The sequence below is a fragment of the Escherichia sp. WS1450 genome (genome assembly GCF_046487395.1).
Taxonomy (GTDB): domain Bacteria; phylum Pseudomonadota; class Gammaproteobacteria; order Enterobacterales; family Enterobacteriaceae; genus Escherichia; species Escherichia coli.
Map to the genome: position 1 here is coordinate 256,722 of NZ_JBJQJO010000003.1, position 20,126 is coordinate 276,847.

Here is a 20,126-nt window from a genome sequence, read left to right on the forward strand (position 1 = left end):
TCAGGCTTATTTGGCGTTTATCATCAGTGATTAACGCTTGTAAATGAACTCAACGCCTTCTTCGTCGTCTTCGTCCCAGTCGTCATCCCAGTCTTCATCATCCTCTTCAGCAATCTCTTCAAGCTGCTGACGGTGATAATCATCCCACATGAATTCGACTTTCTCTGGCTGTTTCGCTTCTTCAGCCTGCACGACCGGGTTTTCAATGATAAAGGTCATCACATCCCAGCAGAGATCTTTCACGCCCAGTCCGCTCGCCGCAGAGATCAGATAATATTTATCTTCCCAGCCCAGCGCCTCAGCGATCGCTTTCGCTTTCTCTTCGGCTTCTGCCTTATCCAGCAGATCGATCTTGTTGAACACTAACCAACGCGGTTTCGCCGCCAGATCCTGGCTGTATTTTTCCAGCTCGCTGATAATAATACGCGCGTTTTCAACCGGATCGGTGCCGTCAATCGGATCGATATCGATGAGGTGCAACAGGACGCGGCAACGTTCCAGGTGCTTCAGGAAGCGAATGCCCAGACCTGCGCCTTCTGCAGCGCCTTCAATCAGTCCTGGAATATCGGCAACAACGAAGCTCTTTTCGTTGTCCATACGCACCACGCCCAGGCTTGGTACCAGAGTGGTAAACGGATAATCCGCCACTTTCGGTTTAGCCGCCGATACCGCACGAATAAAGGTCGATTTACCCGCGTTTGGCATCCCCAACATACCGACGTCAGCCAGCAGCATCAGCTCCAGCAGCAGCTCACGCTTATCGCCCGGCGTACCGTTAGTTTTCTGCCGTGGTGTACGGTTAACTGACGATTTGAAACGGGTATTGCCCAGACCGTGCCAGCCGCCCTTAGCAACCAGCAGACGCTGACCGTGTTTGGTCATATCGCCCATGGTTTCACCGGTACCCTGGTCGATAACACGCGTACCTACCGGCACTTTAATCGTCACGTCTTTACCGCGCTTACCGGTACAGTCGCGGCTTGCGCCGTTCTGACCACGCTCTGCACGGAAAGATTTTTCAAAACGATAATCTATAAGCGTGTTCAGGTTCTCGTCGGCTTCCATCCATACGTCACCACCATCACCGCCATCGCCGCCATCCGGGCCGCCTTTCGGAATATACTTTTCGCGGCGGAAGCTCACGCAACCATTACCGCCATCACCTGCAACGACCAGAATCGATGCTTCATCAACAAACTTCATTTTATTCTCCGTAAATCATTCGCCTGCGCGGGGTTGCGATACCACCGTTGTATGCTTACGTAATCCGCCCCAAATACGATGACCAATGGCGGAATACATCGCGCCCGCAACCACGACAAACGCACCGAGATAACCTAAAAGGTTTAACATCGGTCTGGCGAAGAAATCGGGCCAGGCCAGTGATAAAAGATCTGAAAAAAACAGCGTAAACAGTGGGGTGAGCGTGATGATCGCGCTCACCTGCGCTGCCTGCCAGCGAGCCATCGCTTCCGCCAGGGCGCCATATCCTACCAATGTATTCAGTCCGCAAAAAATTAAACATGCGAGCTGCCAGTGGCTAAGCTGCGCTATCACTCCAGGTTTTGCCAGAGGGAAGAGCGCGATTGTACACAAAGTGTACAGCAAAAACAGGATCTGCGGTGAGGCCAGCCGACGCAATAAAACCTTTTGCGCCACGCCATAACTCACCCAAACCGTCGCCGCACCGACCCCAAAGATAACTCCCCAGGTGTAATCGGTGAGCTTTGTAAATATCTCGACCAGACTGGTGTTAAAAAACATCACCAGGCCGCTCAGGAGCATCAATGCCCCTACAACCTGAGTGCTGCGCATTTTCTCTTTCAGGATAAATACGCTGGCAACCATCATGCCAACTGGCGAGAGTTGCCCAATCACCTGCGAAGCGGTCGGACTCAGGTATTGCAAGGATGAGCTGAACAGGATGAAGTTCCCAAACAGCCCGGCGGTCGCCACTGCCAACAAAATCAACCAGCGTGGCTTACGAAACACGCGTAATGGCGGCAACCTCTTCTTCACCGCAAGAATGGCACCAAGGCCAATACTCGCCATCAAGAAACGGTAAAACACGATTGTCGGAGGTTCCATCACCTCCAGCACCTGCTTCATTGCGATTGGCAACGCCCCCCAGCAAATTGCTGTGGTGAGCGCCAAAAGAATGCCAATGCCTGCCTGCTGCTTCATACCGTATTCCCTGCAAAGCGCATTTGCGAATTAACGTCGCACCATGCGCATTTTTACCGGTTATCGAATGTAAAAAGCCCCGCAACGTGTTGCGGGGCTTTCATCCGTTACCGGGACGCGAAAAACTTATTCAGCTTCGATGCTGATAAATTTACGGTTTTTCGGGCCTTTAACTTCGAATTTCACTTTACCGTCTGCTTTAGCAAACAGAGTGTGGTCACGACCGCAACCTACGTTAGCGCCAGCGTGGAATTTGGTACCACGTTGACGAACGATGATGCTACCCGCCAGAACGGATTCGCCACCGAAACGCTTAACGCCCAGGCGTTTAGCTTCTGAATCGCGACCGTTACGTGTGGAGCCGCCAGCCTTTTTATGTGCCATTTGAAATCTCTCCTCAGGTCTTAGGCGCTGATGCCAGTAATTTTCACATCAGTGAACCACTGACGATGGCCCTGCTGCTTACGATAGTGTTTACGACGACGAAACTTAACGATTTTAACTTTCTCGCCACGACCGTGAGCAACAACTTCAGCTTTGATTACGCCGCCATCAACGAAAGGAACGCCGATTTTGACTTCTTCACCGTTTGCGATCATCAGCACTTCAGCGAACTCAACAGTTTCGCCAGTTGCGATGTCCAGCTTTTCCAGGCGAACGGTCTGACCTTCGCTTACTCGGTGTTGTTTACCACCACTTTGGAAAACCGCGTACATATAAAACTCCGCTTCCGCGCACACCTTTTCAATGATTCAGAGTGCGCTATAAATATTCACAATAGGGCGCGAATATTACGCAAAACGCACGCCTTTGACAAGTGCTACAGTCAATACACGAAGAAAAAAAACACAACTTGTACGGTAACGTTTATCTGTGCCATTTTTTCAGTACAATCACCCTATATTCCTAACCATAAACCCTAACTTGCCTTTGTTCACAGTAAGGTAATCGGGGCGAAAAGCCCGGCTTTTGCGATGAATTTAGAAAAAATCAATGAGTTAACCGCGCAAGATATGGCGGGTGTTAATGCGGCAATCCTTGAGCAGCTTAATTCCGACGTCCAACTGATCAATCAGTTAGGCTATTACATCGTCAGCGGCGGCGGTAAACGTATTCGCCCGATGATTGCTGTACTGGCTGCACGAGCTGTTGGCTATGAGGGAAATGCGCATGTCACCATTGCTGCCCTGATCGAGTTTATCCACACGGCGACTCTGCTGCACGACGACGTTGTGGATGAATCAGATATGCGCAGGGGTAAAGCTACCGCCAACGCCGCATTTGGCAATGCCGCCAGCGTGCTGGTAGGCGATTTTATTTATACCCGCGCGTTCCAGATGATGACCAGCCTCGGCTCGCTCAAAGTGCTGGAAGTCATGTCAGAAGCCGTAAACGTCATCGCAGAAGGTGAAGTTCTGCAACTGATGAACGTTAACGATCCGGACATCACTGAAGAAAACTACATGCGCGTTATCTATAGCAAAACCGCGCGTCTGTTTGAGGCTGCCGCGCAGTGTTCCGGGATTCTGGCTGGCTGTACGCCGGAGGAGGAGAAAGGCCTGCAGGATTATGGGCGCTATCTCGGCACTGCTTTCCAGTTGATCGACGATTTACTCGATTACAATGCCGATGGCGAACAGTTAGGTAAAAACGTCGGCGACGATCTGAACGAAGGTAAACCGACGCTGCCGCTGCTGCATGCAATGCATCATGGCACACCAGAACAGGCACAGATGATTCGTACCGCCATCGAACAGGGTAACGGTCGCCATCTTCTGGAACCGGTTCTGGAAGCAATGAACGCTTGTGGATCTCTTGAATGGACGCGTCAGCGTGCCGAGGAAGAAGCAGACAAAGCCATCGCAGCGTTACAGGTGCTCCCGGACACCCCGTGGCGAGAAGCACTCATCGGCCTCGCGCACATCGCTGTTCAACGCGATCGTTAATCCCCTCCCCTCATCCCGCGCAGCGCGCGGGATGATTCCAGTAAATTCCATAAAAACACTTATTCAGCTCTATAACACCTGAAAATAGGGCTGTACATCTTTATATATTCTGAATATTCACACTCTTTACAGGAACTTTTTAGAGCAATAGGCCATCAGGAGTATAGTGATGCTCGACAGAAGAAGTGTTCTGAATGAAAGCGACTAACTTAAGGAGTGAGGAAAGATGGAAAGTAATTTCATTGACTGGCATCCCGCTGACATCATTGCGGGTTTGCGCAAGAAGGGAACGTCAATGGCGGCGGAATCTCGCAGAAATGGTTTGAGTTCCTCAACGCTGGCGAACGCATTATCGCGCCCCTGGCCGAAAGGAGAGATGATTATTGCGAAAGCCCTGGGAACTGACCCCTGGATTATCTGGCCATCTCGCTACCATGATCCGCTGACCCATGAGTTTATCGACAGAACGCAGTTGATACGTAGCTACACTAAACCGAAAAAATGAGTGGTCTGGCGGTAGCCCCGCGAACGGGGCTGCCAGCTCTCAGACGATTACTCGCCTTTCACACGCTCAATATTTGCACCTAAAGCGCGCAGTTTGTCTTCAATGCGTTCGTAGCCACGATCGATGTGATAAATACGATCAACCACCGTCGTCCCTTCCGCAATACAGCCAGCCAGCACCAGGCTTGCTGATGCACGCAGATCGGTTGCCATAACCTGTGCGCCAGAAAGTTTTTCAACACCGTGACAAATAACGGTATTGCTTTCGATTTCGGCGTGCGCGCCCATACGGCTCAGCTCTGGCACATGCATAAAGCGGTTTTCAAAGACCGTTTCGGTGATGAAGCCGGTCCCTTCTGCCACCAGGTTCAACAGCGTGAACTGGGCCTGCATATCGGTCGGGAATGCCGGATGCGGCGCGGTACGTACGTTAACAGCCTTCGGACGTTTGCCATGCATATCCAGGCTAATCCAGTCTTCGCCGACTTCGATGTCTGCTCCAGCGTCACGCAGCTTCGCCAGCACGGCGTCGAGAGTATCTGGCTGCGCGTTACGGCAGATAATTTTGCCGCGAGAGATCGCCGCCGCCACCAGGAAAGTACCGGTTTCGATACGATCCGGTAGCACACGATAGACACCGCCGCCTAAACGTTCCACACCTTCGATGACGATACGATCGGTGCCCTGACCGCTAATTTTCGCACCCAGCGTAATCAGGAAGTTCGCGGTATCGACGATTTCCGGTTCACGCGCTGCGTTTTCAATAATCGTGGTGCCTTCCGCTAGGGTTGCAGCACACATGATGGTCACCGTTGCGCCAACGCTGACTTTATCCATCACGATATGTGCGCCTTTCAGACGACCATCGACGGAAGCTTTAACGTAACCTTCTTCCAGTTTGATGGTCGCGCCTAATTGTTCGAGACCAGAAATGTGTAGATCAACCGGACGTGCACCAATCGTACAACCGCCAGGCAGTGAAACTTGCCCCTGACCAAAGCGCGCTACCAGCGGCCCCAGCGCCCAGATAGAAGCACGCATGGTTTTAACCAGATCGTAAGGTGCGCAGAATACATTAACGTCGCGGGCATCAATATGCACAGAACCATTACGTTCTACTTTCGCACCCAGCTGGCTTAGCAGCTTCATTGATGTATCGACGTCTTTTAGTTTCGGGACGTTCTGGATCTCTACCGGTTCTTCCGCCAGTAGTGCGGCAAAAAGTATAGGCAGAGCAGCATTTTTAGCGCCGGAAATTGTGACTTCGCCCTGGAGCTTCGTTGGCCCCTGAACACGAAATTTATCCATTTAGTTTGTTCTCAGTTAACAATTCATATCCGCTACCGGCGAATCGCCCATAGCTCAAAAGCCGTTCAGTTTGCGATCGCGCGCCCACTCCGCAGGGGTATACGCTTTGATCGACACAGCATGAATGCGGTTATCCGCAATATATTCCATCAGCGGGCCATAGACCGTCTGCTGTTTTTTAACCCGACTCATGCCGTCAAACAACTCACCCACGGCAATAACCTGAAAGTGGCTGCCATCGCCGGAAACGTGGACTTCCTGGAGGGAGAGAGCGCTCATCAACACGCTCTGAATTTCATTATTTTCCATGGGATCTTCAATCATCAGTTAATAAACCAGCGAAACATCTTAGAGCAAAGTTGCGCTGGCATAAATAAGCAAAAAGCCTCGCTGATAAATCAGACAAGGCTCGACTTGCAGGCAGGTTTGCCGGACAGGCGGTTAACACCATATCCGGCCTGAAAAAATTTAACGAGGCAGAACATCAGCAGGCAAATTATACAATTTCGCGAGGGTATACACTTTGTCGTTTACCCCCTGAAGCGTCACGTTGTTGCCCTGCTTTTTCGCCAGATCGATAAGATGGAGCAGCAGTGCCAGTCCACCCGTATCCACGCGGGACACACGGCTAAGATCGATGCAGGTAATCCCCTTCACCGCTTCCTCACGCATTTCCCAAAGCGGTAGCAGAACGTCCTGATCCAACTCTCCGGATAGCGCCAGCGTGTCACCCGTCTGCATCCAGCTCAGTGACTCGCTCATTATTTTTTCTCTTCCAGAGTGATTTTCTGTTGAGAAATCGATTTCAGTTGTGCAGTCAGGCCGTCGATACCTTTGGTACGCAGCAGCGTTCCCCACTCGTTTTGTTTGGTGGTGATCATACTGACGCCTTCAGCAATCATGTCGTAAGCCTGCCAGTTGCCCGTCTGGGAGTTTTTACGCCACTGGAAGTCCAGACGCACCGGCGGGCGGCCATTCGGGTCAATAATGGTAACGCGAATAGGCACAATGGTTTTATCGCCCAGCGGCTGTTCTGGCGCAATCTGATAGGTTTGACCGTGATACATCGCCAGCGCCTGACCGTAAGCCTGCTTCAGGTACTCACGGAAAGCGGCAAAGTAAGCATCACGTTGAGCAGGGGTCGCACTCTTGTAATACTGGCCCAGCACCAGCGCACCGGCGTATTTCACCTGTACGTATGGCAGCAGTTCCTGATCGACAATGGTACGCAGATAATCCGGGTTGGCCCGAATTTGCGGTTGCTCATTCTTCAGGCGATCGAACGTTTTCTGCGCCGCCTCGTCCATCAGCTTATACGGATTGGTCTGGTCTGCCGCGGTTGCCGCACTCAGCGGTGCAATCACCAGCAAAGCGACCATCATTAAACGTTTAAACATGCGTCGGTTCTCCTGAAATTATTTCGTTGTACCCACAGGTTCAGTGGTTTCATTATTACCTGGCGCAGCAGCTGGCGCATCGCCACTATTCTTATTGTCATCGCCTTTACTACCGTAAAGGAACTGACCAATAAGATCTTCCAGCACCATCGCAGACTTGGTGTCCTGAATTGTATCGCCATCCTTCAGGATAGCAGTCCCCAGTTCCGGGTCTTCAAAACCGACGTTTAATGCCAGATATTGTTCCCCCAGCAGGCCGGAAGTACGAATGCTCAGCGAACTGGTATCAGGAATGTGGTTATAACGTTGTTCAATTTCCAGCGTTACGCGCGGCAGATATGTTTTCGGGTCCAGCGTAATATCCGCCACCCGGCCCACAACAACACCACCAATGCTGACCGGAGAGCGCGCTTTCAGGCCGCCAATGTTATCGAACGTCGCATAAAGCGTGTAGGTCGGTTCAGTACGTATGGACGTCACGTTCGCCGCCTTCAGGCAAACAAACAGCGCCGCCAGTAGTGCTGCTAATAAAAAGATACCCACCCAAATTTCATTTTTTTTCGTTTGCATGAACTCAATTCCCAAACATCAATGCGGTCAGCACAAAATCCAGCCCCAGAACAGCCAGAGACGAGTGGACAACGGTGCGAGTGGTTGCCCGGCTAATCCCGGCAGACGTCGGGATGGCGTCGTAGCCGTTAAACAACGAAATCCACGTCACCGTGATGGCGAACACCACGCTCTTAATCAGACAGTTAACCAGATCCATACGCCAGTCGACGGCATTTTGCATTGCCGACCAGAAGAACCCGCTATCAATGCCTTTCCAACTGACGCCGACCAGAGATCCGCCCCAGATCCCCACGGCGACGAAAATAACCGTCAACAGTGGTAATGAAATAACCCCAGCCCAGAAACGGGGAGAAATAACCCGACGCAGCGGATCCACCGCCATCATCTCCATACTGGAGAGTTGCTCTGTAGCGCGCATCAGGCCGATTTCTGCGGTTAGCGCCGAACCAGCACGCCCGGCAAACAACAACGCGGCAACCACCGGCCCCAGTTCACGCAGTAGCGATAACGCCACCAGCATACCCAGACTGGTTTCCGCACTATAAGTGGTCAGAACCAGATAACCTTGCAGCCCCAACACCATTCCGATGAACACGCCAGAAACTACAATAATCAGCATCGACAGGACGCCGACATTATAGAGCTGGCGCACCAGCAGCGGCGCATGTTTGCGAAATTCCGGTTTGCCGACCAGCGCATTGAATAACATTAACCCGGCCCGCCCGAACGTTCTCAGGGTTTTAATCCCTTTATGTCCGAGCGACGCCAGCGCATTTAACAGCATGAGTGGCTTAACTCCCTGGTAAAAGATCAGCGTGATAATCGCCGGCAGGATAGCGGAACGGAACAGGCCCGTCAGCTATCCCGTCCAGAAACTGACGTACGCGCGGATCAGGATTCGCCTGCAACGCCTGGGCACTGCCATGAGCGACAATTTTTTTGTCCGCCAGGATCCAGGCGTGATCGGCAATACTTAACACTTCCGGCACATCGTGAGAAACCACCACACAAGTCACGCCCAGCGCGCTGTTCAGCTCAGAAATCAGCTTCACCAGTACGCCCATGGTGATGGGATCTTGCCCAACAAAAGGTTCATCAAACATGATGAGATCCGGCTCCAGCGCAATCGCACGCGCCAGCGCTGCACGCCGCGCCATCCCACCGGAAAGTTCAGAAGGCATTAGTTTAGCCGCTCCACGCAGCCCCACGGCCTCCAGCTTCATCATCACCGTACTATGCAACAATGGCGCGGGAAGTTGAGTATGTTCGCGCAGTGGATAGGCGACGTTGTCAAATACGTTCATATCAGTGAACAACGCCCCGGACTGAAATAACATGCTCATCCGTTTGCGCACTGTATACAGGCGCGAACGAGACATCGCCGGAATATTCTCACCATCGAAAAGAATCTCACCATGATCTGGTGCGATTTGCCCGCCAATCAGACGGAGTAGCGTCGTTTTACCGATGCCCGATGGCCCCATGATCGCCGTGATCTTCCCTCGCGGCACGGTCAGGGAAATATTATCGAAGATGCAGCGATTGCCACGCGTAAAACTGACATCGCGCATATCGACTAAATTCGCCACAGACTGCTCCATAATTCACCCTTCGTCTTGCGTTGATTTTCTAAGCATGGCGCTCAATTTAACCTTGAACCCAACATATTTACAGAATATTACCCGCCGTGGTTAGCGAAAGCTGGCATTTGTTTTACTTTTTAGCCGCATAAAGTCAAAATTAAGAATCCGTTACGGCTTTCTGAAAATCTTCAGCGGACCGGCGAGTATACCTGAAGAAAGGACGTTAGATGCTTTTAGCTACGGCACTGTTAATTGTTGGTTTACTTTTGGTCGTTTACAGTGCCGACCGCCTGGTTTTTGCCGCGTCTATTCTTTGCCGAACCTTTGGCATCCCGCCGCTGATCATCGGCATGACGGTGGTCAGTATTGGTACATCGTTACCAGAAATCATCGTCTCGCTTGCCGCGTCTCTGCACGAACAACGCGATTTAGCCGTTGGTACAGCCCTCGGCTCAAACATTATCAATATATTGCTGATCCTCGGTCTGGCTGCGCTGGTTCGTCCTTTTACCGTCCATTCTGATGTTCTACGCCGTGAATTACCCTTAATGTTGTTGGTCAGCGTGGTGGCCGGTTCCGTACTCTATGACGGACAACTTAGTCGAAGCGATGGTATCTTTCTCCTCTTTCTGGCTGTGCTATGGCTGCTGTTCATTGTTAAACTTGCACGTCAGGCTGAACGTCAGGGGACTGACAGCCTGACCAGAGAGCAGCTTGCAGAGCTGCCTCGTGACGGCGGATTGCCCGTCGCGTTTTTATGGCTCGGCATTGCGCTTATCATCATGCCAGTGGCCACGCGGATGGTGGTTGATAACGCCACGGTGCTGGCGAATTACTTTGCCATCAGCGAGTTGACGATGGGGCTGACGGCAATTGCTATCGGAACCAGCTTACCGGAACTGGCAACCGCAATAGCGGGGGTTCGCAAAGGTGAAAACGACATTGCTGTCGGAAATATCATTGGCGCAAACATTTTTAATATTGTCATCGTGTTGGGTTTACCCGCGCTGATAACGCCAGGAGAGATTGATCCACTGGCGTACAGTCGTGACTACAGCGTGATGTTGCTGGTGAGCATTATTTTTGCGTTGCTGTGCTGGCGGCGCTCCCCGCAATCGGGCCGTGGTGTAGGGGTATTATTAACTGGCGGATTTATCGTATGGCTGGCGATGTTGTACTGGTTATCGCCAATACTCGTTGAATAACTGGAAACGCATTATGTCGCACGTAGAGTTACAACCGGGTTTTGACTTTCAGCAAGCAGGTAAAGAAGTCCTGGCGATTGAACGTGAATGCCTGGCGGAGCTTGATCAATACATCAATCAGAATTTCACGCTTGCCTGTGAAAAGATGTTCTGGTGTAAAGGGAAAGTTGTCGTCATGGGGATGGGGAAATCGGGGCATATTGGGCGCAAAATGGCGGCAACGTTTGCCAGCACCGGTACACCTTCATTTTTCGTCCATCCTGGTGAAGCCGCGCATGGTGATTTAGGCATGGTCACCCCACAGGATGTGGTGATTGCTATCTCTAACTCAGGTGAATCCAGCGAAATCACGGCCTTAATTCCAGTGCTTAAGCGTCTTCACGTACCGTTAATCTGCATCACCGGTCGCCCGGAGAGCAGCATGGCGCGCGCCGCAGATGTGCATCTGTGTGTTAAAGTAGCGAAAGAAGCCTGTCCGTTAGGGCTGGCACCGACCAGCAGCACCACCGCCACGCTGGTTATGGGCGATGCCCTCGCTGTCGCGCTGTTAAAAGCACGCGGCTTTACTGCTGAAGATTTTGCGCTCTCACATCCAGGCGGCGCACTGGGTCGTAAACTTCTGCTGCGCGTAAACGATATTATGCATACGGGCGATGAGATCCCGCATGTTAAGAAAACGGCCAGTCTGCGTGACGCATTGCTGGAAGTTACCCGCAAAAATCTTGGTATGACTGTCATTTGCGATGACAATATGATGATTGAAGGCATCTTTACCGACGGTGATTTACGCCGTGTCTTCGATATGGGCGTGGATGTTCGTCAGTTAAGTATTGCCGATGTTATGACGCCGGGGGGAATACGCGTGCGCCCTGGCATTCTGGCCGTTGAGGCACTGAACTTAATGCAGTCCCGCCATATCACCTCCGTGATGGTTGCCGATGGCGACCATTTACTCGGTGTGTTACATATGCATGATTTACTGCGTGCAGGCGTAGTGTAAAGATTCAAGGATAAACAACAATGAGCAAAGCAGGTGCGTCGCTTGCGACCTGTTACGGCCCTGTCAGCGCCGACGTTATAGCAAAAGCAGAGAACATTCGTCTGCTGATCCTCGATGTCGATGGCGTACTGTCAGATGGCCTGATTTATATGGGCAATAATGGCGAAGAGCTGAAAGCGTTCAATGTTCGTGACGGTTATGGCATTCGTTGTGCGCTCACCTCTGATATTGAAGTCGCTATCATTACCGGGCGAAAGGCTAAACTGGTAGAAGATCGTTGTGCCACATTGGGGATCACTCACTTGTATCAGGGGCAGTCAAACAAACTGATCGCCTTTAGCGATTTGCTGGAAAAACTGGCGATTGCCCCGGAAAATGTTGCTTATGTCGGCGATGATCTCATCGACTGGCCGGTAATGGAAAAAGTGGGTTTAAGCGTCGCCGTGGCCGATGCGCATCCACTGTTGCTCCCGCGCGCCGATTACGTGACGCGCATTGCTGGCGGTCGTGGTGCAGTGCGTGAAGTTTGCGACTTATTACTCCTGGCGCAGGGCAAACTGGATGAAGCCAAAGGGCAATCGATATGAGTAAAGCCAGACGTTGGGTTATCATTGTGCTATCACTGGCGGTTCTGGTGATGATCGGCATTAATATGGCCGAAAAAGACGATACCGCCCAGGTGGTCGTCAACAACAATGATCCCACCTATAAAAGCGAGCATACGGACACGCTCGTCTATAACCCAGAAGGGGCACTAAGCTATCGATTGATTGCTCAACATGTTGAATATTATTCCGATCAGGCCGTTTCGTGGTTTACGCAGCCGGTACTTACCACGTTTGATAAGGATAAAATCCCGACATGGTCCGTAAAAGCAGATAAAGCCAAGCTGACCAATGACCGGATGCTCTATTTATATGGACACGTTGAAGTCAACGCACTTGTGCCGGACTCTCAACTTCGCAGAATCACGACGGATAACGCGCAGATCAATCTGGTGACGCAGGATGTTACCTCTGAAGACCTCGTCACGTTATACGGAACAACATTTAACTCCAGCGGTCTGAAAATGCGCGGCAACTTACGCAGCAAGAACGCCGAGCTGATTGAAAAGGTTAGAACATCCTATGAAATTCAAAACAAACAAACTCAGCCTTAATCTTGTGCTTGCCAGCTCACTTCTGGCCGCCAGCATTCCGGCATTTGCCGTAACCGGAGACACTGATCAGCCGATCCACATTGAATCGGACCAGCAATCTCTTGATATGCAAGGCAACGTGGTTACCTTTACCGGTAATGTCATCGTCACCCAGGGCACCATCAAAATTAATGCCGACAAAGTGGTCGTTACCCGTCCGGGCGGCGAACAAGGTAAAGAAGTGATTGACGGCTACGGTAAACCGGCAACGTTCTACCAGATGCAGGACAATGGTAAACCCGTTGAAGGTCACGCTTCCCAGATGCACTACGAACTGGCAAAAGATTTTGTCGTTCTGACGGGTAATGCTTATCTGCAGCAGGTCGATAGCAACATTAAGGGCGATAAGATCACTTACCTGGTGAAAGAGCAGAAAATGCAGGCTTTCAGCGACAAAGGTAAGCGTGTAACCACCGTTCTGGTGCCGTCGCAGCTGCAGGACAAAAACAACAAAGGCCAGACCCCGGCACAGAAGAAGGGTAATTAATTCGTTATGGCAACATTAACTGCAAAGAACCTTGCAAAAGCCTATAAAGGCCGTCGCGTGGTAGAAGACGTCAGCCTGACCGTCAACTCCGGGGAAATTGTCGGTCTGCTGGGGCCAAACGGTGCCGGTAAGACCACCACTTTCTACATGGTTGTAGGCATTGTGCCGCGCGATGCGGGCAACATCATTATTGATGATGACGATATCAGTCTGCTGCCTCTGCATGCACGCGCGCGCCGCGGTATCGGCTATCTGCCACAGGAAGCCTCCATTTTCCGTCGCCTCAGCGTTTACGATAACCTGATGGCGGTACTGCAAATTCGTGACGACTTGTCTGCTGAACAACGTGAAGACCGCGCGAACGAGCTGATGGAAGAGTTTCACATTGAGCACCTGCGTGACAGCATGGGGCAGTCACTCTCCGGGGGTGAACGTCGCCGTGTAGAAATTGCCCGCGCACTGGCTGCGAATCCGAAATTTATTCTGCTCGACGAACCGTTTGCCGGGGTTGACCCGATCTCGGTTATCGACATTAAACGCATCATTGAGCACCTGCGCGACAGCGGCCTGGGCGTACTGATCACTGACCACAACGTGCGTGAAACACTGGCGGTTTGTGAACGCGCTTATATCGTCAGTCAGGGGCATTTGATCGCCCACGGCACGCCTACAGAAATCTTACAAGACGAACACGTTAAGCGTGTATACCTTGGGGAAGACTTCAGACTCTGATAGGGTAGAAGTTTGCGACGTTTTAGCAGGAGAGTACGATTCTGAACATGAAGCAAGGTTTGCAACTCAGGCTTAGCCAACAACTGGCGATGACGCCACAGCTCCAACAGGCAATTCGTCTGTTGCAGTTGTCGACGCTGGAACTTCAGCAGGAGCTACAGCAGGCGCTGGAGAGTAATCCGCTGCTTGAGCAAATCGACACTCATGAAGAAATCGACACCCGCGAAACGCAAGACAGTGAAACACTGGACACCGCCGACGCGCTCGAACAAAAAGAGATGCCGGAAGAGCTGCCGCTCGATGCCAGTTGGGACACCATTTACACCGCTGGTACACCATCCGGCACCAGCGGTGACTACATTGACGACGAGCTGCCGGTCTATCAGGGCGAAACGACGCAGACCTTGCAGGATTACCTGATGTGGCAGGTCGAGCTGACACCGTTTTCCGATACTGACCGCGCCATTGCTACCTCTATCGTCGATGCCGTTGATGACACCGGTTATCTGACTGTCCCGCTGGAAGATATTCTCGAAAGTATGGGCGATGAAGAGATCGACATCGACGAAGTTGAAGCCGTCCTTAAGCGGATCCAACGGTTTGATCCGGTCGGTGTGGCGGCAAAAGATCTGCGTGACTGCCTGTTGATCCAACTCTCCCAATTCGATAAAACCACGCCGTGGCTGGAAGAGGCCAGACTGATTATTAGCGATCATCTCGATCTGTTAGCCAATCACGACTTCCGCACTTTAATGCGCGTCACGCGTCTGAAAGAAGATGTGCTGAAAGAAGCCGTCAATCTGATCCAGTCGCTCGATCCGCGCCCCGGGCAGTCGATCCAGACGGGCGAACCTGAGTATGTCATTCCAGATGTGCTGGTGCGTAAGCATAACGGTCACTGGACGGTAGAACTCAACAGTGACAGCATTCCGCGTCTGCAAATCAACCAGCACTACGCCTCGATGTGCAATAACGCGCGCAACGATGGTGATAGCCAGTTTATCCGCAGCAATCTGCAGGATGCCAAATGGTTGATCAAGAGTCTGGAAAGCCGTAACGATACGCTACTGCGCGTGAGTCGCTGTATCGTTGAACAGCAGCAAGCCTTCTTTGAGCAAGGTGAAGAATATATGAAACCGATGGTACTGGCCGATATCGCCCAGGCTGTCGAAATGCATGAATCGACGATATCTCGCGTGACCACGCAAAAATACCTGCATAGTCCACGAGGCATTTTTGAACTGAAGTATTTCTTTTCCAGTCACGTCAATACCGAGGGCGGCGGCGAAGCTTCCTCCACGGCGATTCGTGCGCTGGTGAAGAAATTAATCGCGGCGGAAAACCCAGCGAAACCATTGAGCGACAGCAAGTTAACCTCTTTGCTGTCGGAACAAGGTATCATGGTGGCACGCCGCACTGTTGCGAAGTACCGAGAGTCTTTATCCATTCCGCCGTCAAACCAGCGTAAACAGCTCGTTTGACCCAACCGATAAGGAAGACACTATGCAGCTCAACATTACCGGAAATAACGTCGAGATCACCGAGGCACTGCGCGAATTTGTTACAGCCAAATTTGCCAAACTTGAGCAATATTTTGACCGAATCAACCAGGTCTATGTTGTTCTGAAAGTGGAGAAAGTCACCCACACCTCAGATGCAACACTGCATGTAAACGGTGGTGAAATTCATGCCAGCGCGGAAGGTCAGGACATGTACGCTGCCATTGATGGCTTAATTGATAAGCTGGCACGCCAGTTGACCAAACATAAAGATAAACTGAAACAACACTAATTGTCCGGGCAATTAGCATGTGCATGGCGGCCTGTTGTGCGGCACAACGGGCCATTTGTACGGTTAATGCTCCGAGCCTGTTCCACTGTTTGAGTGGGCAGGTTCTTAGGTGAAATTATGACAAATAATGATACAACTCTACAGCTTAGCAGTGTTCTTAACAGGGAATGTACGCGAAGCCGCGTCCACTGTCAGAGCAAAAAACGCGCCCTGGAAATCATCAGCGAGCTGGCGGCGAAACAACTTAGTCTGCCGCCTCAGGTGGTTTTTGAAGCTATCCTGACGCGGGAAAAAATGGGCAGTACCGGTATCGGCAATGGTATTGCCATTCCGCATGGCAAACTGGAAGAAGATACTCTGCGCGCCGTTGGCGTTTTCGTTCAGCTCGAAACGCCTATAGCTTTCGATGCCATCGACAACCAACCGGTGGACTTACTTTTTGCCCTGCTGGTGCCGGCAGACCAAACTAAAACGCACCTGCATACTCTGTCACTGGTGGCGAAACGTCTGGCGGACAAAACCATCTGCCGCCGTTTACGCGCAGCCCAGAGCGATGAAGAGCTGTATCAAATCATTACGGATACCGAAGGTACTCCGGATGAAGCGTAGTTATTCGGTAATGTCTCTTTTAGACGTTGTGAGGAGAAACAGTACATGGTACTGATGATCGTCAGCGGACGTTCAGGTTCAGGTAAATCTGTCGCCCTGCGTGCGCTGGAAGATATGGGTTTTTACTGCGTGGATAACCTTCCCGTAGTGTTGTTACCCGATCTGGCTCGAACCCTGGCCGATCGCGAGATTTCTGCCGCCGTCAGCATTGATGTTCGTAATATGCCGGAGTCACCAGAAATATTCGAACAGGCGATGAGTAACCTGCCTGACGCTTTCTCACCGCAACTCCTGTTCCTGGATGCCGACCGTAATACCTTAATTCGTCGTTACAGTGACACGCGCCGACTGCATCCGCTTTCCAGCAAAAACCTGTCGCTGGAAAGTGCTATCGACAAAGAAAGCGATTTGCTGGAGCCTCTGCGTTCGCGAGCGGATCTGATTGTCGATACCTCAGAAATGTCCGTTCACGAGCTGGCTGAAATGCTGCGTACCCGTCTGCTGGGTAAACGTGAACGCGAACTGACAATGGTCTTTGAGTCTTTCGGCTTCAAACACGGTATCCCTATCGATGCAGATTACGTCTTTGACGTGCGCTTCTTGCCGAACCCGCACTGGGATCCGAAACTGCGTCCAATGACAGGTCTTGATAAACCTGTCGCCGCGTTCCTCGACCGCCACACAGAAGTACACAATTTTATCTACCAGACGCGAAGCTATCTTGAGCTATGGTTACCTATGCTGGAAACCAACAACCGTAGCTACCTGACGGTCGCCATTGGTTGTACCGGCGGGAAGCACCGTTCGGTGTATATTGCAGAGCAACTGGCAGACTACTTCCGCTCGCGCGGTAAAAACGTCCAGTCACGCCATCGGACGCTGGAAAAACGTAAACCATGACCGTCAAGCAAACTGTTGAAATCACAAACAAGCTGGGCATGCATGCCCGGCCTGCAATGAAGCTGTTTGAATTAATGCAGGGTTTTGACGCTGAAGTGCTGTTACGTAATGACGAAGGCACCGAGGCTGAAGCCAACAGCGTTATTGCGCTGCTGATGTTGGATTCTGCCAAAGGACGGCAGATTGAAGTTGAAGCGACCGGTCCACAGGAAGAGGAAGCACTGGCCGCCGTTATCGCCCTCTTTAACTCTGGTTTTGATGAAGATTAATCTTCATCACTTTGACATTCAAATCCCTTCAAGCTCCCCCGGCAATAAGAAAAGCGCGTACTGAAATCGTTCTCAATCAACGTCATTTGTACATTTTGTGCGCTTTTCACTTTCAGAAGAACCTTAAGAAAACCTTAAGAGGCATTGTTTAGGTTTTGTTTAAGTTAATCGACCATACTGGAGATCGTCAGAAAATATTTCCAGGAGATGGCATGATTCGCTTATCTGAACAGAGTCCCCTGGGCACCGGAAGACATCGGAAATGTTATGCGCATCCGGAAGATGCCCAACGCTGTATCAAGATTGTCTACCATCGTGGCGATGGTGGCGATAAAGAGATCCGCCGTGAGTTAAAGTACTACGCGCATCTTGGTCGCCGGTTAAAAGACTGGAGTGGAATACCGCGCTATCACGGTACCGTTGAGACGGATTGCGGAACCGGTTATGTCTACGATGTGATTGCAGATTTTGACGGCAAACCCTCCATTACGCTGACCGAATTTGCTGCACAATGCCGTTACGAAGAAGACATTGCACAACTGCGCCAGCTACTGAAACAGCTGAAGCGTTATTTGCAGGATAACCGTATCGTGACGATGTCGCTGAAGCCGCAGAATATCCTCTGTCACCGCATCAGTGAGTCAGAGGTTATCCCCGTCGTCTGCGACAACATTGGTGAAAGCACATTGATTCCACTGGCGACCTGGTCGAAGTGGTGTTGTCTGCGTAAGCAAGAGCGGTTATGGAAACGATTTATCGCCCAACCGGCGCTGACTATTGCCCTGCAGAAAGATCTGCAACCTCGTGAAAGCAAAACGCTGACCCTCACTTCGCGCGAAGCTTAATCCAGCTGGTGTTGTTGCATAAACGACTCACCGCCTAACTGATACATCTGCCGTAAAATCCACGCCTGACGGCTACGCACGTAGCCCGATGGCGCGGAGACTTTGAAACGAAGTGGATTAGGTAATACAGCAGCCAGTAATGCAGCTTCCGAGCGGGTAAGTTTGCTCGCGGGTTTGTGGAAATAACGTTGTGCCGCAGCTTCGACGCCAAACACACCGTCGCCAAATTCGGCGATATTCAGGTAAACCGTCAGGATACGCTTTTTGCTCCAGACAGTTTCTATCCCCAGCGTTAATCCGGCTTCCAGCCCTTTTCGAACCCAGCTGCGCCCATCCCATAAAAAGAGATTTTTGGCTGTCTGCTGAGAAATCGTCGACGCACCGCGAATACGGTTTTCATTGCGTTCGTTGTGCGCCAGGGCTTGCTCAATGGAAGCGACATCAAAGCCCCAGTGCTCAGGAAACTTCTGATCTTCTGCGGCAATCACCGCCAGTCCCATCCACGGCGAGATTTGATCCATGTTGACCCAGTCAGAATGTGCCACGTAACGAAAATTGCCATGCAGCCAGGCGCTGACTTGCCGCTCGACCATTACCGCAGAGAAAGGAACAGGCGCAACGCTAAACAACGCAATGCCCCCGCCCCAGAAAACGGCGAGGACAACCATTAACCGCAGAAGAAAACGGCGAATGAAACTAAACACCGTTAAGCGGCTTTTACTCATTCCGCCAGGACCAGCACGCGGGAAACCAGCTTATCAATGCCGCTCGCCGCTTCTGCAATGTTCTGCGCCAGCATATATGCCGGGGTGGTGACAATCTTATTGTCTTCATCAACCACGATATCATCGACAGGACACGGCACATGCTCCGCGCCCATCTCTTCCAGCACTTCTGCGGTATCGATATCAGTACCGATGGTCAAACGCAGCGGGAAATCGAAAATTTTCGGCAGCATCGCCGGGGCAATACACATAAAACCAAGCGGTTTTCCGGCCTGATGCATCGCTTGTGCCAGCGCCTTTAATTCACGGTCAACGGTGCATTCGCTACCAAGACTGGCAAAATTGCTTAAATTCTTCGCCGCGCCAAAACCCCCCGGCACAATCAACGCATCCAGTTCAGCGGCATCGGCCTGGGCCAGAGGACGGATTTCACCGCGCGTTATTCGTGCCGCTTCAATCAGCACATTGCGCGTTTCCGTCATCGCTTCGCCCGTTAAATGGTTGATAACATCAACCTGCTGCTTATCCGGTGCAAAGCAGACCGCCTGCGCACCGCTGCGTGAAATAGCTAACAACGTCAACACCGCTTCATGAATTTCAGAACCGTCATAGACGCCGCATCCGCTCAGAATTACGCCAATTTTCTTCATTGTGATCATCCTTTCGCAATTGACTGAAACACATTAATTTTTTTAATAAAAATGCTACGCATCACACATTTAACTGATTCATGTAACAAATCATTTAAGTTTTGCTATCTTAACTGCGTGCGGCCTGAAAAACAGTGCTGTGCCCTTGTAACTCATCATAATAATTTACGGCGCAGCCAAGATTTCCCTGGTGTTGGCGCAGTATTCGCGCACCCCGGTC

The 20,126-nt window shown here is 51.4% G+C and carries 27 protein-coding genes; 14 read left to right on the forward strand and 13 right to left on the reverse strand.

All coding sequences use genetic code 11. From position 1 onward, the window contains the following. Window positions 1-30: 30 nt before the first annotated feature. The 4 genes from cgtA to rplU form a co-directional block, all read right to left on the reverse strand. Window positions 31-1,203, reverse strand: coding sequence for an Obg family GTPase CgtA (gene cgtA / locus ACJHYR_RS05455; protein ID WP_000673561.1), 1,173 nt, complete (start codon window positions 1,201-1,203; stop codon window positions 31-33). Window positions 1,204-1,218: 15 nt separating this feature from the next. Next, window positions 1,219-2,184, reverse strand: a complete 966-nt coding sequence (locus ACJHYR_RS05460; RefSeq protein ID WP_000813037.1) for a DMT family transporter — start codon at window positions 2,182-2,184, stop codon at window positions 1,219-1,221. A gap of 126 nt (window positions 2,185-2,310) precedes the next feature. Then, entirely contained in the window at window positions 2,311-2,568 is a 258-nt protein-coding gene (rpmA, locus tag ACJHYR_RS05465) for a 50S ribosomal protein L27 (RefSeq protein ID WP_000940595.1), read from the reverse strand. A 20-nt stretch (window positions 2,569-2,588) separates the two neighbouring features. Beyond that, window positions 2,589-2,900 carry a 50S ribosomal protein L21 gene (rplU, locus tag ACJHYR_RS05470; protein WP_000271401.1) on the reverse strand — a complete coding sequence of 104 codons (312 nt, stop codon included), beginning with the start codon at window positions 2,898-2,900 and terminating at the stop codon, window positions 2,589-2,591. A 258-nt stretch (window positions 2,901-3,158) separates the two neighbouring features. On the opposite strand from rplU, the gene ispB reads away from it, so the two are divergent. Together ispB and sfsB are read left to right on the forward strand one after the other, a co-directional pair. Next, entirely contained in the window at window positions 3,159-4,130 is a 972-nt protein-coding gene (gene ispB / locus ACJHYR_RS05475; protein ID WP_001047336.1) for an octaprenyl diphosphate synthase, read from the forward strand. 226 nt (window positions 4,131-4,356) lie between these two features. Beyond that, on the forward strand, window positions 4,357-4,635 hold the full coding sequence (gene sfsB / locus ACJHYR_RS05480) for a DNA-binding transcriptional regulator SfsB (protein ID WP_000445406.1): 279 nt from the start codon (window positions 4,357-4,359) through the stop codon (window positions 4,633-4,635). Between the two features lie 47 nt (window positions 4,636-4,682). On the opposite strand, the gene murA is transcribed toward sfsB, so the two are convergent. The 7 genes from murA to mlaF form a co-directional block, all read right to left on the reverse strand. Continuing rightward, the gene (murA, locus tag ACJHYR_RS05485; RefSeq protein ID WP_000357259.1) at window positions 4,683-5,942 is read right to left on the reverse strand and encodes a UDP-N-acetylglucosamine 1-carboxyvinyltransferase; all 1,260 of its coding nucleotides are present in this window, start codon (window positions 5,940-5,942) and stop codon (window positions 4,683-4,685) included. A gap of 54 nt (window positions 5,943-5,996) precedes the next feature. Then, the gene (gene ibaG, locus ACJHYR_RS05490) at window positions 5,997-6,251 is read right to left on the reverse strand and encodes a BolA family iron metabolism protein IbaG (protein ID WP_032140254.1); all 255 of its coding nucleotides are present in this window, start codon (window positions 6,249-6,251) and stop codon (window positions 5,997-5,999) included. Between the two features lie 159 nt (window positions 6,252-6,410). Then, entirely contained in the window at window positions 6,411-6,704 is a 294-nt protein-coding gene (gene mlaB / locus ACJHYR_RS05495; protein ID WP_000004488.1) for a lipid asymmetry maintenance protein MlaB, read from the reverse strand. Further along, a complete protein-coding gene (mlaC, locus tag ACJHYR_RS05500; RefSeq protein ID WP_000476484.1) occupies window positions 6,704-7,339 on the reverse strand; it encodes a phospholipid-binding protein MlaC in 636 nt (211 codons plus the stop codon). The genes mlaB and mlaC overlap by 1 nt, the downstream gene beginning before the upstream one ends. An 18-nt stretch (window positions 7,340-7,357) precedes the next feature. Beyond that, entirely contained in the window at window positions 7,358-7,909 is a 552-nt protein-coding gene (gene mlaD, locus ACJHYR_RS05505) for an outer membrane lipid asymmetry maintenance protein MlaD (protein WP_001296448.1), read from the reverse strand. A gap of 4 nt (window positions 7,910-7,913) precedes the next feature. Next, entirely contained in the window at window positions 7,914-8,696 is a 783-nt protein-coding gene (mlaE, locus tag ACJHYR_RS05510; RefSeq protein WP_000925795.1) for a lipid asymmetry maintenance ABC transporter permease subunit MlaE, read from the reverse strand. A gap of 7 nt (window positions 8,697-8,703) precedes the next feature. Continuing rightward, window positions 8,704-9,513: a phospholipid ABC transporter ATP-binding protein MlaF gene (mlaF, locus tag ACJHYR_RS05515; protein WP_000438245.1), complete on the reverse strand. Its 810-nt coding sequence runs from the start codon at window positions 9,511-9,513 to the stop codon at window positions 8,704-8,706. 209 nt (window positions 9,514-9,722) lie between these two features. Between mlaF and ACJHYR_RS05520 the strand changes: the two genes are divergently transcribed. From ACJHYR_RS05520 to yrbL, 12 genes are all read left to right on the forward strand, one after another. Beyond that, a complete protein-coding gene (locus ACJHYR_RS05520; RefSeq protein ID WP_000922873.1) occupies window positions 9,723-10,700 on the forward strand; it encodes a calcium/sodium antiporter in 978 nt (325 codons plus the stop codon). Window positions 10,701-10,713: 13 nt separating this feature from the next. Further along, a complete protein-coding gene (gene kdsD / locus ACJHYR_RS05525; protein WP_001295557.1) occupies window positions 10,714-11,700 on the forward strand; it encodes an arabinose-5-phosphate isomerase KdsD in 987 nt (328 codons plus the stop codon). 20 nt (window positions 11,701-11,720) lie between these two features. Beyond that, window positions 11,721-12,287 (forward strand): 3-deoxy-manno-octulosonate-8-phosphatase KdsC, encoded by a 567-nt coding sequence (gene kdsC / locus ACJHYR_RS05530; protein WP_000030006.1) that lies wholly within the window; start codon window positions 11,721-11,723, stop codon window positions 12,285-12,287. Next, window positions 12,284-12,859: an LPS export ABC transporter periplasmic protein LptC gene (gene lptC / locus ACJHYR_RS05535; protein WP_000030537.1), complete on the forward strand. Its 576-nt coding sequence runs from the start codon at window positions 12,284-12,286 to the stop codon at window positions 12,857-12,859. The genes kdsC and lptC overlap by 4 nt, the downstream gene beginning before the upstream one ends. After that, window positions 12,828-13,385 carry a lipopolysaccharide ABC transporter substrate-binding protein LptA gene (gene lptA, locus ACJHYR_RS05540; protein WP_000669785.1) on the forward strand — a complete coding sequence of 186 codons (558 nt, stop codon included), beginning with the start codon at window positions 12,828-12,830 and terminating at the stop codon, window positions 13,383-13,385. The genes lptC and lptA overlap by 32 nt, the downstream gene beginning before the upstream one ends. Before the next feature lie 6 nt (window positions 13,386-13,391). After that, window positions 13,392-14,117, forward strand: a complete 726-nt coding sequence (gene lptB / locus ACJHYR_RS05545) for an LPS export ABC transporter ATP-binding protein (RefSeq protein WP_000224099.1) — start codon at window positions 13,392-13,394, stop codon at window positions 14,115-14,117. Between the two features lie 47 nt (window positions 14,118-14,164). Next, window positions 14,165-15,598, forward strand: coding sequence for an RNA polymerase factor sigma-54 (gene rpoN, locus ACJHYR_RS05550; RefSeq protein ID WP_000809051.1), 1,434 nt, complete (start codon window positions 14,165-14,167; stop codon window positions 15,596-15,598). Between the two features lie 22 nt (window positions 15,599-15,620). Next, complete coding sequence (hpf, locus tag ACJHYR_RS05555) at window positions 15,621-15,908, forward strand: ribosome hibernation promoting factor (protein WP_001176599.1); 288 nt, start codon at window positions 15,621-15,623, stop codon at window positions 15,906-15,908. Between the two features lie 117 nt (window positions 15,909-16,025). Further along, a complete protein-coding gene (ptsN, locus tag ACJHYR_RS05560) occupies window positions 16,026-16,517 on the forward strand; it encodes a PTS IIA-like nitrogen regulatory protein PtsN (protein WP_000183676.1) in 492 nt (163 codons plus the stop codon). Between the two features lie 45 nt (window positions 16,518-16,562). After that, window positions 16,563-17,417: an RNase adapter RapZ gene (gene rapZ / locus ACJHYR_RS05565; RefSeq protein ID WP_000243741.1), complete on the forward strand. Its 855-nt coding sequence runs from the start codon at window positions 16,563-16,565 to the stop codon at window positions 17,415-17,417. Continuing rightward, a complete protein-coding gene (gene npr / locus ACJHYR_RS05570) occupies window positions 17,414-17,686 on the forward strand; it encodes a PTS phosphocarrier protein NPr (RefSeq protein WP_000216791.1) in 273 nt (90 codons plus the stop codon). Before rapZ ends, npr begins: the two co-directional genes overlap by 4 nt. A gap of 212 nt (window positions 17,687-17,898) precedes the next feature. Continuing rightward, window positions 17,899-18,531 (forward strand): PhoP regulatory network protein YrbL, encoded by a 633-nt coding sequence (gene yrbL / locus ACJHYR_RS05575; RefSeq protein ID WP_000620396.1) that lies wholly within the window; start codon window positions 17,899-17,901, stop codon window positions 18,529-18,531. Here the strand turns inward: yrbL and mtgA are convergent. Together mtgA and elbB are read right to left on the reverse strand one after the other, a co-directional pair. After that, window positions 18,528-19,256, reverse strand: a complete 729-nt coding sequence (gene mtgA / locus ACJHYR_RS05580) for a monofunctional biosynthetic peptidoglycan transglycosylase (RefSeq protein WP_000047064.1) — start codon at window positions 19,254-19,256, stop codon at window positions 18,528-18,530. The genes yrbL and mtgA overlap by 4 nt on opposite strands. After that, entirely contained in the window at window positions 19,253-19,906 is a 654-nt protein-coding gene (gene elbB, locus ACJHYR_RS05585; RefSeq protein WP_001300411.1) for an isoprenoid biosynthesis glyoxalase ElbB, read from the reverse strand. Before elbB ends, mtgA begins: the two co-directional genes overlap by 4 nt. Between the last annotated feature and the right edge of the window lie 220 nt (window positions 19,907-20,126).

Coding starts and splice junctions, on each gene's coding strand:
- cgtA (WP_000673561.1), bottom strand. CDS start 1,203: ATGAAGTTTGTTGATGAAGCATCGATTCTGGTCGTTGCAGGTGATGGC.
- ACJHYR_RS05460 (WP_000813037.1), bottom strand. CDS start 2,184: ATGAAGCAGCAGGCAGGCATTGGCATTCTTTTGGCGCTCACCACAGCA.
- rpmA (WP_000940595.1), bottom strand. CDS start 2,568: ATGGCACATAAAAAGGCTGGCGGCTCCACACGTAACGGTCGCGATTCA.
- rplU (WP_000271401.1), bottom strand. CDS start 2,900: ATGTACGCGGTTTTCCAAAGTGGTGGTAAACAACACCGAGTAAGCGAA.
- ispB (WP_001047336.1), top strand. CDS start 3,159: ATGAATTTAGAAAAAATCAATGAGTTAACCGCGCAAGATATGGCGGGT.
- sfsB (WP_000445406.1), top strand. CDS start 4,357: ATGGAAAGTAATTTCATTGACTGGCATCCCGCTGACATCATTGCGGGT.
- murA (WP_000357259.1), bottom strand. CDS start 5,942: ATGGATAAATTTCGTGTTCAGGGGCCAACGAAGCTCCAGGGCGAAGTC.
- ibaG (WP_032140254.1), bottom strand. CDS start 6,251: ATGGAAAATAATGAAATTCAGAGCGTGTTGATGAGCGCTCTCTCCCTC.
- mlaB (WP_000004488.1), bottom strand. CDS start 6,704: ATGAGCGAGTCACTGAGCTGGATGCAGACGGGTGACACGCTGGCGCTA.
- mlaC (WP_000476484.1), bottom strand. CDS start 7,339: ATGTTTAAACGTTTAATGATGGTCGCTTTGCTGGTGATTGCACCGCTG.
- mlaD (WP_001296448.1), bottom strand. CDS start 7,909: ATGCAAACGAAAAAAAATGAAATTTGGGTGGGTATCTTTTTATTAGCA.
- mlaE (WP_000925795.1), bottom strand. CDS start 8,696: ATGCTGTTAAATGCGCTGGCGTCGCTCGGACATAAAGGGATTAAAACC.
- mlaF (WP_000438245.1), bottom strand. CDS start 9,513: ATGGAGCAGTCTGTGGCGAATTTAGTCGATATGCGCGATGTCAGTTTT.
- ACJHYR_RS05520 (WP_000922873.1), top strand. CDS start 9,723: ATGCTTTTAGCTACGGCACTGTTAATTGTTGGTTTACTTTTGGTCGTT.
- kdsD (WP_001295557.1), top strand. CDS start 10,714: ATGTCGCACGTAGAGTTACAACCGGGTTTTGACTTTCAGCAAGCAGGT.
- kdsC (WP_000030006.1), top strand. CDS start 11,721: ATGAGCAAAGCAGGTGCGTCGCTTGCGACCTGTTACGGCCCTGTCAGC.
- lptC (WP_000030537.1), top strand. CDS start 12,284: ATGAGTAAAGCCAGACGTTGGGTTATCATTGTGCTATCACTGGCGGTT.
- lptA (WP_000669785.1), top strand. CDS start 12,828: ATGAAATTCAAAACAAACAAACTCAGCCTTAATCTTGTGCTTGCCAGC.
- lptB (WP_000224099.1), top strand. CDS start 13,392: ATGGCAACATTAACTGCAAAGAACCTTGCAAAAGCCTATAAAGGCCGT.
- rpoN (WP_000809051.1), top strand. CDS start 14,165: ATGAAGCAAGGTTTGCAACTCAGGCTTAGCCAACAACTGGCGATGACG.
- hpf (WP_001176599.1), top strand. CDS start 15,621: ATGCAGCTCAACATTACCGGAAATAACGTCGAGATCACCGAGGCACTG.
- ptsN (WP_000183676.1), top strand. CDS start 16,026: ATGACAAATAATGATACAACTCTACAGCTTAGCAGTGTTCTTAACAGG.
- rapZ (WP_000243741.1), top strand. CDS start 16,563: ATGGTACTGATGATCGTCAGCGGACGTTCAGGTTCAGGTAAATCTGTC.
- npr (WP_000216791.1), top strand. CDS start 17,414: ATGACCGTCAAGCAAACTGTTGAAATCACAAACAAGCTGGGCATGCAT.
- yrbL (WP_000620396.1), top strand. CDS start 17,899: ATGATTCGCTTATCTGAACAGAGTCCCCTGGGCACCGGAAGACATCGG.
- mtgA (WP_000047064.1), bottom strand. CDS start 19,256: ATGAGTAAAAGCCGCTTAACGGTGTTTAGTTTCATTCGCCGTTTTCTT.
- elbB (WP_001300411.1), bottom strand. CDS start 19,906: ATGAAGAAAATTGGCGTAATTCTGAGCGGATGCGGCGTCTATGACGGT.